Raw genomic sequence first — 14175 nt, forward strand, 5'->3', positions numbered from 1 at the left:
ACGCCCAATTATAATGAGCCGCATGCCGCGTATCTCGACTGCTTCTCCGCGCGCCTCGCGCAACACCCGCAACGGGCCTTCGCCGCTACAAACGCGTATTTCCGCGTTGCTGCGCGAAGCCCGCTGGATCCTATTTGCCGCCCTGGCGGCCTGGCTCACCCTGGTGCTGGCCACCTGGAGCGCGTCCGACCCTGGCTGGTCGCACTCCGTGCCCGGCGACGTCGTGCGAAACCACGGGGGACGGCTGGGCGCCTATCTGGCGGACATCCTTCTCTATCTCTTCGGCTTTTCGGCCTGGTGGTGGGTGGTCCTGCTGCTGCACCGGGTGCGCGCGGGCTACCGGCGACTCGCCAGCCAGCTTAAGGTAACTAATAGTAAACAACCGGAAGTGTTGCCGCGCGTCCACTGGGAAGAGGGCATCGGCTTCTTCCTGCTGCTGCTGGGCTCGCTGGGCATGGAAGCCCTGCGCCTGGCCAGCCGCGGCACGCATCTGCCCGGCGCTTCTGAATCCGCCAGCGGCGCAGGCGGCGTCATCGGCCATACGCTGGCCGACCTGATCAGCCGCAGCATCGGCTTTACCGGCAGCACGCTGGCCTTCCTGGTCATGCTGGCCATCGGCCTGAGCCTGTTCTTCTCGTTCTCGTGGCTGGCCGTGGCCGAACGCGTGGGCTCCTGGATGGAAGGCCTGATCCGCCGCGTCCGCAATTCCTACGCCGCCCGCGAAGACCGCAAGGTTGGCCAGGTGGCCAAGGCCGTGCGTACCGAGCAGGTCGAGGCCAAGCAGGAAAAGCTGGTGCACGAGCAGCCGGTGCGCATCGAACCCGCCATTACCGTCGTGCCCAAGTCCGAACGCGTCGAAAAGGAAAAGCAGCAGTCGCTGTTCTTCGCGCCTTCGGGCGGCGCCGAAGGCGACCTGCCGGCCATCAGCCTGCTGGACCCGCCGTTGACCAATCAGGAAACGGTGTCGGCCGAGACCATCGAATTCACCTCGCGCCTTATCGAAAAGAAGCTGGCCGACTTCGGCGTGTCCGTCACGGTCGTGGCGGCGCAGGCCGGCCCGGTCATCACGCGCTATGAAATCGAGCCGGCCACCGGCGTGAAGGGCAGCCAGATCGTCAACCTGGCCAAGGACCTGGCGCGCGCGCTGAGCCTGGTCAGCATCCGGGTGGTGGAAACCATCCCGGGCAAGAATCTGATGGGCCTGGAACTGCCCAACCCGCGCCGCCAGATGGTGCGCCTGTCTGAAATCCTGGGTTCGCAGACCTATCACGCCAGCCATTCGGTGGTGACGATGGCGCTGGGCAAGGACATCGCCGGTAACCCGGTGGTGGCCGACCTGGCCAAGATGCCTCACCTGCTGGTGGCCGGTACGACGGGTTCGGGCAAGTCGGTGGGGATCAACGCGATGATCCTGTCCTTGCTGTACAAGGCCGACGCGTCCCACACCCGCCTGATCCTGATCGACCCCAAGATGCTGGAAATGAGCGTCTACGAGGGCATCCCGCACTTGCTGGCCCCCGTCGTGACCGACATGCGCCAGGCGTCCAACGCGCTGAACTGGTGCGTGGGCGAAATGGAAAAGCGCTACCGCCTCATGAGCAAGATGGGGGTGCGCAACCTGGCGGGCTACAACACCAAGATCCGCGACGCCATCAAGCGCGAAGAACCCATTCCGAACCCGTTCTCGCTCACGCCCGACCAGCCCGAGCCGCTGTCGCCGCTGCCCACTATCGTGGTGGTCATCGACGAGCTGGCCGACCTGATGATGGTGGTGGGCAAGAAGATCGAAGAACTGATCGCCCGCCTGGCGCAGAAGGCGCGCGCCGCCGGCATCCACCTGATCCTGGCCACGCAGCGCCCCAGCGTGGACGTCATCACGGGCCTGATCAAGGCCAACATCCCCACGCGCATCGCGTTCCAGGTGTCGTCCAAGATCGACTCGCGCACCATTCTTGACCAGATGGGCGCCGAAACCCTGCTGGGCCAGGGCGACATGCTCTACATGCCGCCGGGCACCGGCTTGCCGGTGCGCGTGCACGGCGCGTTCTGCAGCGACGATGAAGTGCATCGCGTGGTGGAAAGCCTGAAGGCGCAGGGCGAACCGAACTACATCGAAGGCCTGCTGGAAGGCGGGGTCGAGGGCGACAATGGTGAAGGCGCCAGCAGCGTCACCGGCATCGGCGGCGACGCCGAATCCGACCCGATGTACGACCAGGCCTGCGAAGTGGTGCTCAAGCACCGCCGCGCCTCGATCTCGCTGGTGCAGCGTCACCTGCGCATTGGTTACAACCGCGCGGCCCGGTTACTCGAGCAAATGGAGCAATCGGGTATGGTGTCGGCGATGCAATCCAATGGCAACCGGGAAATCCTGGTCCCTGCCGCAGCCGCCGCCCGAGAGGAAGCATGATGAAGACGTTTCGCCGCCTGGCCATCGCCACCGCCTTGAGTCTGGCGCCTGCCCTGGTGTTTGCCGCCAGCGCGCAAGAGCAATTGAAGGCCTTCGTCTCGTCTGTCACGGCGGCCACCGGTTCGTTCTCCCAGTACACGGTGAACAACCAGGGCCGCACGCAGCCTGCGCAGACCGGCGTGTTTTCGTTCCAGCGCCCGGGCAAGTTCAAATGGGCGGTGCAGAAGCCGTACGAACAGCTCGTCATCTCGGACGGCCGCACGGTCTTCCAGTTCGACCCTGATCTGGCGCAAGTGACCGAGCGCAAGGTGGATGCCGCCATCGGCACCTCGCCCGCCGCGATCCTGTTCGGCTCCGGTTCGCTTGAGCAATCGTTCGACGTGTCGGCGCTGCCGGCCAAGGACGGCGTGGAGTGGTTGCGCGCCAAGCCGCGCACGGCCGACGCCGGTTTTTCGCGCGTGGACATCGGCATGAAGGACAACCTGCCGGTGCGCGTTGAACTCCTGGATTCCTTCGGCCAGACGACACGCGTGGACTTGTCCGCAATCGCGGCCAATCCGTCGCTGTCCGCCAAGGAATTCCAATTCACGGCGCCCAAGGGCGTAGACGTCGTAAAAATGTAGGCAGGGCCGTAGGATGGGTGAAGCGCGAGGGAATGGTGGCAACAACGCCGCTGTCGAACGCGCGTAACCCATCAAGCAGCGCCACGCTTCTTATCTGATTTAGCCACGACGCAACCGCTGCTTGATGGGTTGCGCGCGCTGGGCGGCTGGTGTTTTTGCGCACAGTCCTCTCGCGCTCCACCCATCCTACGTAGCAACGCCCCCGTCAAGGCCGCTTGTACGCCACGCAATCAATCTCGACCTTGGCGTCCACCATCAGGCTGGACTGCACGCAGGCGCGTGCGGGCGGATTTTCGCCGAAGTATTCCTTGAAGACCTTGTTGAACGACGGGAAGTCGCGGGCGTCGTCCAGCCAGACGCCGCAGCGCACCACGTGTTCCGGGCCGTAGCCGGCTTCCTTCAGGATGGCCAGCAGTTGCTGGATGGCCTTGTGGCACTGCGCCACGGTTCCGCCTTCGATCACTTCGCCGTTTTCCATCGGCACCTGGCCGGACACGTGCAGCCAGCCGTCGGCGGCGACGGCGCGGGCGAACGGCATGTGCGAACCGCCCTGTCCGGTGCCGCCGGCGACGCCGTAGCGGGTGATGCCATTCTTGTCGAGCGTGGGGGCATTGCTCATGGGGAGACTCCTATTGGGATGAGGTTGAGGCCGGAGAAAGGGAAGACGCCGCCGCGAAGCTCGCGCGCAGGTCGCCGTTGCGCGGCAGCCAGCGGCCGGCGCGGTCGCCCGTGGGCTGCCCCTGGTGGTACGACAGGGTGCCGTTGACCCAGACGGCTTCGATGCCGGCCGCGGTCTGTACCGGCGCGGCGAAGGTGGCGCGGTCGATGACAGTGTCCGGATTGAACAGCACCAGATCGGCGTGATAGCCCTCGCGCACCAGGCCGCGATCGGCCAGGCCGAAGCGGGCGGCGGACAAGCCGGTCATCTTGTGCACGGCCTGGATCAGCGGGAACAGCCCGACGTCGCGGCTGTAATGGCCCAGCACGCGCGGGAAGGCACCCCACAGGCGCGGATGTGGCATCGGGTCGTTGGGCAGTCCGTCCGACCCCACCATCGTCAGCGGGTGCGACAGCACGCGGCGCACGTCGTCCTCATGCATGTTGTGATAGACGGCGCCGGCCGGTTGCAGGCGTTGCGCGGCCTCTCGCAGCGTCACGCCCCAGTCGGCCGCGATGGCGGCCAGTTTGCGGCGGGCTTGCTCGGGATGCGGCACGGACCAGGTGATGTCGATGTCGAACTCATCGGTGACCTGCTTCAAGTCCAACGTGGACGAGCTGGCCGAATACGGATAACAGTCGCAGCCCACGTGTTGCAGGCGCCCTGCGTTCTCCAGCTTGAACAGCACTTCCTTCGTGCGGCCCCAATTACCGGCGCCGGCGCATTTCAGGTGCGATACCACCACAGGCACGCGGGCGTGCTGGGCGATGTCGAACGCTTCCTGCATGGCCTCAAGAATGGCTGCGAACTCGGAACGCAGGTGCGTGGTGTAAAGCGCGCCGAATTCATCCAGCGCTTCAGCCAGCAGCTTGACCTCGGCCGTGTCGGCCTCGAAGGCGGACGCATAGGCCAGGCCCGTGCTCAACCCGATCGCCCCGTGCGCCAGCGCATCGCGCAGTTGCTCGCGCATCGCCAGCACTTCGTCCTGCGTGGCGGCGCGGTCCAGGCGGTCCATGTGGTTGCTGCGCAGGGCGGTGTGGCCCACCAGCGCGGCTACGTTCACCGCCGGTTGCGCGGCTTCGATGGCGCGGGTGTAGTCGGCGAAGGTGGGGTAGTTGAAGTCTTCGCGGCCGCCCAGCAGGTTCATCGGATCCGGGGGCTCGGCGCGCAGCGACACGGGCGAGGCGCTGATGCCGCAATTGCCCACCACCACGGTCGTCACGCCCTGGGACAGCTTGGGCAGCATGCCCGGCGTCCGGATGACGTTGGTGTCGTCATGCGTGTGCACGTCGATGAAGCCGGGGGCCAGCGCCAGGTCCGTGCCGTCGATGATGTGGCGGGCTTGCGCGCCGGGCAGGGCGCCGATGGCGGCGATGCGGCCATCGGCCAGCGCCACGCTGGCGCGGATTTCGGGGCCGCCGGTACCGTCCAGGACGCGGACGTTGCCAATGAGGGTGTCGTACATCTTGGGTTCCAGGTTCAATCGCCCAGCGGCAAACGGTTCGGGCCGCCGCGGTGCTCGTCCAGCGCCAGCTTGATGCGGCGCAGGCGTTCGCGGTTTTCCTCTTGGTTCAGCATGGCCAGTTCGGTCGACAGCAGGTCGATGGCCAGCATCATCGCGTAGCGCGATGCCGAGGGTTTGTAGATGAAGTCGGTTTCGTCCGTGCGGATCGGCAGCACCACGTCGGCCAGCTTGGCCAGTTCAGAGGTGGCGTCCGTGATGGCGACGATGCGGGCGCGGTATTGCTTGACGATGCGGGCGGCGCCGACGATTTCGGGCGTCAGGCCGGAGGCCGACAGGATCAGCACCGCATCGCGCTCGTCCAGGGTGGCGGCTACCATGCGCAGCAGCACCGCGTCGCTGTAGACGGCGATGGGGTAGCCCAGGCGCACCAGGCGCGACTGCACTTCCTGCGCCAGCACGGCGGAGGCGCCGCCCATGCCGAACACGTAGATCATGCGTGCGCCGTCGACGATGGATGAGGCCTGCTCGAACAGCTGTTCGGTGAAGGTAGGCAGATGCGCGCGCAGCGTGCTTTCGATGTCGGCGTAGATGCGGGCGTAGAAGGTGCTTTCCTCGGCGGGCGCGCTGGGATCCAGGAAGCGGCTGCCTACCGTGCTGGCCTGCGCCAGCTTCATCTTCAGGTCGCGGGTGTCTTCGCAGCCCACCGTGCGCGCAAAGCGCGAGATGGTGGCGATGCTGACGCCCGCCTTCGTCGCCAACTGGTCGACCGTGGCGCTGGCGCCCCACATGATGTCGTCCAGGATGGCGTCGGCGACCTTGCGTTCAGTCACGCTCAATGCGTCCCGCCGACTGCGTATCTGGAAGACGATGTCGCGGATGATGTTCATGTGGGGTTCCTGGATCAGATCGGGGCGGGGCAAAGGCTAGGCCAGCTCGGGGTCGTCGATGCGCGAACAGGCCACGAAGTGGCCGGGGCCCACGCTGACGGCCTGCGCGTCGATCGTGGCGCAGGCGTCGATGGCATGCGGGCAGCGCGTGCGGAACACGCAGCCGGATGGCGGATTGACCGGGCTGGGGATATCGCCTTTGAGCAGAATACGCGAACGCGGCGCGCGCGGATCCGGCACGGGCGCCGCGGACAGCAGCGCGCGGGTATAGGGGTGGCGCGGGCGGGCGTAGACCTCGCTGGTCGGGCCGCGCTCCATGACGCGGCCCAGGTACATCACGACGACCTCGTCGCACAGGTAGTCCACCACCGCCAGGTCGTGGGCGACGAACAGCATGGTCAGGCCCAGGTCGCGCTGCAGGTCCTGCAGCAGGTTCAGCACCTGCGCCTGCACCGACACGTCCAGCGCCGACACGGGTTCGTCCGCCACGATGAAGTCGGGCTCCACCGCCAGCGCGCGGGCGATGCCGATGCGTTGGCGCTGGCCGCCCGAGAACTCGTGCGGGTAACGGCGGCTGTGGTCGGCGTTCAGGCCCACGCGCTCCAGCAGTTCGCCGATGCGGGCCGAGCGGCGGTGCTGCGCCAGCCGGTGCGTGTCCAGCGCCTCGCCCAGGATCTCGGCCACCGTCATGCGGGGGTTGAGGCTGGCGTACGGGTCCTGGAACACGATCTGCATGCGGCGCCGCCACGGCAGCATCTGCTTTTCATTCAGCGTGGTGATGTCCTGCCCGTCGAACAGGATGCGGCCGGCGGTTGGCGCGAACAGGCGCAGCAGCGCGCGGCCGGTAGTGGTCTTGCCCGACCCGGATTCGCCGACCAGGCCCACGATGGTGTTTCTGGGCACATCGAAGCTTACGCCGTCCACGGCCCGGACGACGGGGGCGTTGCGCGCCTGCGAGGTCGGGAAGTGGACTTTCAGGTCTTCAATGCGGACCAGCGGATCTTCGGCGCGCACGCTCACTTGGGGGCTCGTCATATCGGTTTCACCTTGATGCAGCGCGCGCGGTGTTCGGGTTGCACGGCGATCAGTTCGGGCACGGCGGCGCGGCAGTCGTCAGCAGCCAGTTCGCAGCGCGGCGCGAACGTGCAGCCCGCCGGCAGCGACAGCACGCTGGGAACGTTGCCGGGGATGGCGCGCAGGCGTTCGCCCGAAGCCAGCAGGGCGGCGGTGGGCAGGCAGGACAGGAGGCCGCGGGTGTAGGGGTGCGTGGGCTTTTCGAACAGGTCGTAGACGCCCGCGTCTTCCACCACGCGCCCGGCGTACATGACGGCCACGCGATGCGCGATCTCGGCCACCACACCCAGGTTGTGGGTGATGAACAGGATGCTCATGTTCATCTCTTTCTGCAGCCTGCGCAGCAGGTCCAGGATCTGGGCCTGCACGGTCACGTCCAGCGCGGTGGTGGGCTCGTCGGCGATCAGCACGGCCGGGTTGCAGGCCAGCGCCAGCGCGATCATGACGCGTTGGCGCATGCCGCCCGACATCTGGTGCGGGTACTCGTTGACGCGGCGGTCGGCGGCGGGGATCTCCACGCGTTCCAGCATGTCGCGGGCGCGCCGGATCGCCGAGGCATAAGAGCCGCCTTCGTGCTGCAGTACGGCTTCGGCGATCTGGTCGCCCACCGTGTACAGCGGGTTCAGGCTGGTCATCGGTTCCTGGAAGATCATGGCGATTTCGGCGCCGCGGATCTTCTGCAGGGTGGTGGGCGTGGCGCGGGCCAGGTCGTGCTGCGTACCCTGGCGGTCGCGGTACAGGATCTTGCCGCCTTCGATGCGACCGGCCGGTTTGGGCAACAGGCCCATGATGGACAGGCTGGTCACGGATTTGCCGGAACCGGATTCGCCCACGATGGCCAGCGTTTCGCCGCGGGCCAGATCGAAGGTGACGCCGTCCACGGACTTGGCGATGCCGTCGCGGCTGTGGAACCAGGTCTTCAGCCCTTCCACGGACAGCACGACGTCTCGGGTGCTTGCCGTCATGATTACAGCTCCTTGCGCAGGCGCGGGTCGAGTACGTCGCGCAGGCCGTCGCCGACCAGTTGCAGCGACAGCACGGACAGGACAATGGCGATGCCGGGGAAGATCATGATCCAGTCGGCCGAGCCCATGTATTGCTGGCCGGCGTTGATCATGGTGCCCCAGGTGGGGATGTCGGGCGATACGCCCACGCCCAGGAACGACAGGCCGGCTTCGGCCAGGATCGCGTAGGCGAAGATGAACGTGCCCTGCACCAGGATGGGCGACACCAGGTTGCGCAGCACGTGCACGGTGACGATGCGCCAGGTCGGCACACCTAGCGCGCGCGCCGCTTCCACGAAAGGCAGTTCACGGATCACGAGCGTCGAGGCGCGCACGATGCGGGCCAGGCGCGGCGTGTAGACGATGCCCAGCGCGATCACCACGTTGATCAACGACGGCCCCAGCGCGGCCACCAGCGAGATGGCCAGCAAGATGTCGGGAAACGCCATCATGGCGTCGATCAGGCGCGAGACGAACTTGTCGGCAGAACGGAAGAAGCCGGCGACAAGGCCCAGCGCGATGCCCAGCACGCTGGACACGATCACGACGGAAAAGCCCACCATCAGCGACAGCCGGCCGCCATAGATGACGCGGCTGAACACGTCGCGTCCGAAGTCGTCGGTGCCGAACCAGTGCGCGGCGCCCGGCGCCTTCAGCCGGTTCATGATGGACAGCTTGAACGGATCGTAGGGGCTGACCCACGGCGCCAGCAGCGCGGCGGCCACCAGCACGATGATCACGATCAGGCTGATCAGGACCGTCTTGCGCGACACCAGCAGGCGCAGCACCTGCCAGCGGTCGGTTCCGGAATTCACGGTAGTCCCGGTTGTCATGTCAGTTGCTCCACTTGCGGTGCATCGGTAAGCGCTGCGGGCGCTTCGGGGGTAAGACGCATCATCAGTAACGGACCCGAGGATCGACCACCAGGTACAGCAGGTCGATAAGGAGGTTGATCAGCACGTAGATGGCCGCGATGACCAGCAGCGCGCCCTGGATGACGGGGTAGTCGCGGCGCAATACCGCCGACACCACCAGGCTGCCCACGCCGGGCAGGCCGAACACCGTTTCCGTCACGACCGCGCCGCTGATCAGAAGGGCCGTCGTCAGGCCCAACACCGTCAGGATCGGGATCAGCGCGTTGCGCACGGCATGCTTCAGGATGACCTTGCTTTCCGGCAGGCCCTTGGCCCGCGCCGTGCGCACGTAGTCGTCGCGCAGCACGTCCAGCATGCTGGCGCGGATGAAGCGGGTGATCAGCGCGGAATTCACCAGGCCCAGCACCACGGCGGGCAGGATCAGGTGCGACAGGCGCGTGGCCAGCGATGCATCGGGGCCGCCATAGCCAGACACGGGCAGCCAGCCCAGCTTCACCGAGAAAATCTGCATCAGCAGCAGGCCCAGCCAGAAGCTCGGCACGCTGGAGGTGAACATCGAGAACGACAGCACCGACTGATCCAGCGTGGTGCCGCGTTTGACGGCGGACAGGATCCCCACCGGCAGCGCGATGGCGCTGGCGATCAAGAGCGACATCAGCGTCAGCAGGATCGTCGGTTCCGCGCGGTCGGCCAGCGCCGACAGCACGGGCTTGTTCATGAAGATGGATTGGCCCAGGTCGCCCTGCGCCAACTTGCCCAGCCACGACAGGTACTGGATCGCCATGGGCTGGTCCAGCCCCAGCTGCGTGCGCAGCGCGGCGATGTCCTGCTGGCTGGCTTGCGGACCCAGCATCACCGCGGCGGGGTCGCCAGGCGTGACGCGGATGATGACGAACACGATGGTCGCGACGATGAACATCACGGCCACCAGCCCGACCAGCCGGTTTAAGAGATAACGCAACACGATGATGTCCTAAAAAGCGTCATTCGGTGCAGGGAGACGGTGCGGGGGGCGTAGGATGGGTGGAGCGCGAGAGTGCTTGGGCAAGAACATTGCCGTCGAGCGCGCGTAACCCATCAAGCAGCGGTGATTTCTTGGCAACTTCAGCCACAACGCAACCGCCGTTCGATGGGTTACGCGCGCTGGGCAATCGAGTTCTTCGTTAAGAACTCGCGCGCTGCACCCATCCTACGAGCCACGTGCCGTCACTTCGGGGCCTTCCAGGCGTTCCAGAAGAACGGCCACGGGGCGGGCTTGGTGCCTTGCAGCGACGGCGAGCGCGCGGCCTGGGCGTTGAAGTCACCGACCTTCACGAAGGGGATCTCGTCATACACGGCCTGCTGCACGTCGGCCCAGCGCTTGATGCGCTCTTCCTGCGTGCGCGCCTGGTTGAAGGCGTCCATCACCTGCGCGCGGCGCGGCGTGTCCCACCAGCCCGGTGCGTCCTTGGACGGGAAGTCGATCAGCGCGGGTTCCGGCAGGAACACGCTGTGGGTGATGAAGATGTCCCACACGGCCGGGTCCTGGCGGCGTTGCGTCAAGGTGGCCCAGTCAACGACCTGCATGTCCACCGTGAAGCCGGCGGCCTTCAGGTATTCCGCGGCCACCAGCGCCATCTTGTAATGGAACTCGTACTGCTGGCTGGTCAGGATGCGGATCTTCTTGTCAGCCACATTGGCGCTGTCCAGCAGCTTCTTGGCGGCCGCGGAGTCCGCCTTGTTGTAGACCTTGCCGCCCAGCGAGGTGGCCCACGGGTAGCCTTCCGGATACAGGTCGCCGTTCAGCTTGTAGAACTCCTTGTTGCCGAAGGCGGCGAACAGCATGTCTTCTTCGTTCAGCGCCAGCTGCACCGCCTGGCGCACGGCCAGGTTGGACATGATGCCTTGCTTGGTATTGAGCACCAGGCGCGGCCAGCCGAAGGGCTTGAGCATCACCGGGTCCGAACGCCCGCCCTTGAGCTTGTCCAGCGCTTCCACGGGCAGCGAGTCGACATAGTCGAACTGGCCGGCGGCGGCGGCTTCCGAACGGGTATTGGCATTGCTGACCGGCACAAAGCGGATTTCGTCCAGGTATTGCTTGCGCGCGCCGCCGTAGCCGTCGGGCTCGCCTTCGCGCTGTTTGTAGCCTTCGAAGCGCACCAGCTGGATGTACTGGTCCGGCACGCGGGCCTTCAACTGATAGGGGCCCGTGCCAACGATTTCGGTCAGCACCGGCGCGATCTTGCCCTTGGGCATGATGACGGCCGCGGCATTGTTCATGGCCAGCAGTGCGGTCAGCGGCGCATACGGTTCTTTCAGCGTGATGCGGATGGTGTTGGCGTCCGGCGCTTCGATGCTGCTGATTACCTTGGCGGCGCCCTTGCCGCGCGTGGCGGTTTCGGTCCAGCGCTTCAAGGAGGCCAGCACGTCAGACGAATCCATCTTGGATCCGTCATGGAACGTGATGCCCTGGCGCAGCGGGATCGTGTAGATCAGGCCGTCCGCGGAAACCTCCGGCATCTTGTCGGCCAGCAGCGGGGTCAGGTTCCACTTGGCGTCGAAGGTGTAGAGCGTTTCGAAGAAATGCTGCGTCAGGATGCCCACCAGGTCGGCGGTGCTGGTCATCGGGTCCAGCGTGGGCGGCTCACCGATGGTGGCGACGGATATCGTGCCTCCCTTGACCGGCGCGGCACAGAGGGCGGGGGACGACAATGCGGTCAAGCCAATTGCGCCGGCCGCGAGCAGGCTGGTCAGCCCACCGCCTCGCCGGGAGGTACGGAAGTTCATGATTCTCTCTCCAGAGGGTCAAAAACAGGTTGTCGCGTGGTATCGGGTAAGCGCCGGGATCCCAGGTCTTTCAGCCCCCTCGGGCCTGGCGCGGTGCGGCAGGCAGGGGGCGTTCAGAAGAAGGTTTCGGCCACGTCGGTGACGCGGTACTGCTCGTCCACCAGCAGCACCTGGCGCCACTTGTCGAACGTCAGGCAGGGGTGGGAAATATCGAAGGCGATCATGTCGCCGACCTGGATGTCGTCGCCTTCGCCGATCTGCATGAAAGCGTGCTGGTCCATCATGGCGGTCAGCTTCCACGTCTGGGACGCGACGGCGGGCGCATCCTGGCCGGGACGGAAGTGCAGGGCGGGCGTGGGCAGGCCGGCGTCAAACGCGGCGTCACGCTTGCCCAGCGCGATGATGGCGCGGCCGGGTTCGGGCAGCGATTGCACATAGGCCCAGACCTGCAAGGCCGGCAGCAGGCCCGGTTCCATTTTCCTGGCCACCGGGTTGTGAGCGTTGATGCGTTCAGCAGCCGAGCGGTAGACGCCCACGTCGTGCGACAGATAGCAGCCGGGGCGCAGTACCACTTCCAGCGGCGTGCCGATATCCAGCTGCGAGAATTCTTCGGCCACCACGTCGAACCAGGCCGAACCGGCGCCGGAAATCAGTGCGGGGCCGCTCTTGCGCAGGCGGCCGGCGGTGGCCAGGCCGCGCAGGGCGTCGGTGGCGCGGCGCAGGAAGGCGCGGATGGCGCCTTCTTCCTGCAGCACGCCTTCATAGACTTCGATGCCCGCCAGCGCCAGGCCGGGCCAGCGGCCGATTTCCTCGACCACCGCTTGCAGCTGCGCGTCGTCGCGCACGCCCGTGCGCCCGCCGGTCGGGCCCAGTTCGATCAGCACGGGCAGGGTCAGGCCCTGTTCGCCGAAGAACTTGCCCAGCTGGGCGGCATTGGCGGGGGAATCCACAATGCAGAAATAGGTAAAGGCCGGATCCTGCAGCAGGCGGGCGATGATGGCCATGTTGGCGCGGCCAACCAGCTGGTTGGCCATCAGTACCCGGCGGATGCCATGTTGATACGCGGCCAGCACCTGCGGCGCGGTCGCCAGCGTGATGCCCCAGGCGCCGTTGTCGATCTGGCGCTTGAAGAGCGCCGGGCTCATCGTGGTCTTGCCATGCGGGGCCAGCTTGACGTGGTAGGCCTCCATGAACTGCTGCATCCACTGCAGGTTGTGGCGGACACGGGCTTCGTACAGCACCGCCACCGGCAGGCTGATGTCTTCGTCCAGCAGGTTCCAGTTCAGGGCCGCCACGTCGGCGGTAGTACAGGAGTCGGGAAACGCGCCCAGGCCTTTGCCGTTCACGTCCAACAGGGCTGCGGGGGAGGAAGAGTTCGTCATGGTGGGCGCCATCTATGGAAAATATTTACGTCAAATCCGGTTTTTTTCATTATCGTGAAAGAAATTTACAAGCGGGAGCTAGGAGTTTCCCGTAGTCGGCGCCCAGCGCCGGTTGGCGCGACAATAGGAAACCTCGGGAAATTGCCCGAAAAACGGATCCCTCAAGGAAAGAGTCATGCTGAAAGTCGCTTTGGGCCAGTTCGCCGTCAGCCGCGTCTGGGAAGAGAACGCCCAGGTCTGCGTCGACCTGATGGAGCGCGCCCGCGAGGGCGGCGCCGACGTGCTGGTGCTGCCCGAGGGCATCCTGGCCCGCGACATCACCGATCCGCAGATCGTGCTGAAGGCCGCGCAGCCACTGGACGGGCCCTTCATGACGCGCCTGCGCGAGGCCAGCCGCGGCTCGTCCCTGTCGACGATGATGTGCGTGCACATCCCGACGGGCGAAGGCCGGGTCTGGAATACGCTCATTACGCTGCGCGACGGCGAGATCGTCTCGCAGTACCGCAAGCTGCATCTGTACGACGCCTTCAACATGAAGGAGTCCACCAACGTCACCCCCGGCACCGAGATCCCGCCCTTGCTGGAAATCGCCGGCCTGCGCGTGGGGCTGATGACCTGCTATGACGTGCGCTTTCCCGAAATGGCGCGCCGCCTGGCGCTGGACGGGGCCGATCTGCTGGTGCTGCCGGCCGCCTGGGTGCGCGGTCCGCTCAAGGAAATGCACTGGGAAGTCCTGGTCACGGCGCGCGCTCTGGAGAACACCTGCTATGTGGCGGCCACTGGCGAATGCGGCGAACGCAATATCGGCTGCAGCATGGTGGTGGATCCGCTGGGCGTCGTGACGGCGCGTGCGGGCGAGGCGCCGGCGCTGGTGTTCGCCGACATCGACCCCGAGCGCCTGGCGCATGCCCGCCGCGTGCTGCCGGTGCTGGCCAACCGCCGTTTCGCGCCGCCGGAATTGTCCTGAACGCCGCGCTGCCCGCTGGGCCGGGCGCGGGCGGCGGGCATGGTGTAATACCGACTTGAACTTCTTG

The 14175-nt window shown here is 66.2% G+C and carries 12 protein-coding genes; 3 read left to right on the plus strand and 9 right to left on the minus strand.

Annotation, left to right across the window (positions count from 1 at the left end):
- The first annotated feature begins 22 nt into the window (after positions 1-22).
- Positions 23-2407: a DNA translocase FtsK gene (locus AC3WMU_RS20425; protein ID WP_085946895.1), complete on the plus strand. Its 2385-nt coding sequence runs from the start codon at positions 23-25 to the stop codon at positions 2405-2407.
- Positions 2407-3030 (plus strand): outer membrane lipoprotein chaperone LolA, encoded by a 624-nt coding sequence (gene lolA / locus AC3WMU_RS20430; RefSeq protein WP_006223579.1) that lies wholly within the window; start codon positions 2407-2409, stop codon positions 3028-3030. Before AC3WMU_RS20425 ends, lolA begins: the two co-directional genes overlap by 1 nt.
- A gap of 205 nt (positions 3031-3235) precedes the next feature.
- Here the strand turns inward: lolA and AC3WMU_RS20435 are convergent, their stop codons facing one another.
- From AC3WMU_RS20435 to AC3WMU_RS20475, 9 genes are all read right to left on the minus strand, one after another.
- Complete coding sequence (locus AC3WMU_RS20435) at positions 3236-3649, minus strand: RidA family protein (protein WP_006223580.1); 414 nt, start codon at positions 3647-3649, stop codon at positions 3236-3238.
- A gap of 10 nt (positions 3650-3659) precedes the next feature.
- Positions 3660-5153, minus strand: a complete 1494-nt coding sequence (locus tag AC3WMU_RS20440) for an N-acyl-D-amino-acid deacylase family protein (protein ID WP_006223581.1) — start codon at positions 5151-5153, stop codon at positions 3660-3662.
- Between the two features lie 14 nt (positions 5154-5167).
- Positions 5168-6040: a MurR/RpiR family transcriptional regulator gene (locus AC3WMU_RS20445; protein ID WP_006223582.1), complete on the minus strand. Its 873-nt coding sequence runs from the start codon at positions 6038-6040 to the stop codon at positions 5168-5170.
- 36 nt (positions 6041-6076) lie between these two features.
- Complete coding sequence (locus AC3WMU_RS20450; protein WP_006223583.1) at positions 6077-7075, minus strand: ABC transporter ATP-binding protein; 999 nt, start codon at positions 7073-7075, stop codon at positions 6077-6079.
- Positions 7072-8079 (minus strand): ABC transporter ATP-binding protein, encoded by a 1008-nt coding sequence (locus tag AC3WMU_RS20455; RefSeq protein WP_424625427.1) that lies wholly within the window; start codon positions 8077-8079, stop codon positions 7072-7074. Before AC3WMU_RS20455 ends, AC3WMU_RS20450 begins: the two co-directional genes overlap by 4 nt.
- A gap of 2 nt (positions 8080-8081) precedes the next feature.
- Complete coding sequence (locus AC3WMU_RS20460; protein WP_006223585.1) at positions 8082-8951, minus strand: ABC transporter permease; 870 nt, start codon at positions 8949-8951, stop codon at positions 8082-8084.
- 64 nt (positions 8952-9015) lie between these two features.
- Positions 9016-9957, minus strand: coding sequence for an ABC transporter permease (locus tag AC3WMU_RS20465; protein WP_006223586.1), 942 nt, complete (start codon positions 9955-9957; stop codon positions 9016-9018).
- A gap of 242 nt (positions 9958-10199) precedes the next feature.
- Positions 10200-11759 carry an ABC transporter substrate-binding protein gene (locus AC3WMU_RS20470; RefSeq protein WP_006223587.1) on the minus strand — a complete coding sequence of 520 codons (1560 nt, stop codon included), beginning with the start codon at positions 11757-11759 and terminating at the stop codon, positions 10200-10202.
- A gap of 113 nt (positions 11760-11872) precedes the next feature.
- Positions 11873-13141 carry an amino acid deaminase gene (locus AC3WMU_RS20475; RefSeq protein WP_492282884.1) on the minus strand — a complete coding sequence of 423 codons (1269 nt, stop codon included), beginning with the start codon at positions 13139-13141 and terminating at the stop codon, positions 11873-11875.
- 175 nt (positions 13142-13316) lie between these two features.
- Here AC3WMU_RS20475 and AC3WMU_RS20480 point away from each other — a divergent pair, with 175 nt between their 5' ends.
- A complete protein-coding gene (locus tag AC3WMU_RS20480; protein WP_088587797.1) occupies positions 13317-14108 on the plus strand; it encodes a deaminated glutathione amidase in 792 nt (263 codons plus the stop codon).
- Positions 14109-14175: the final 67 nt, after the last annotated feature.

The organism is Achromobacter sp. FW305-C-13, assembly GCF_058783475.1.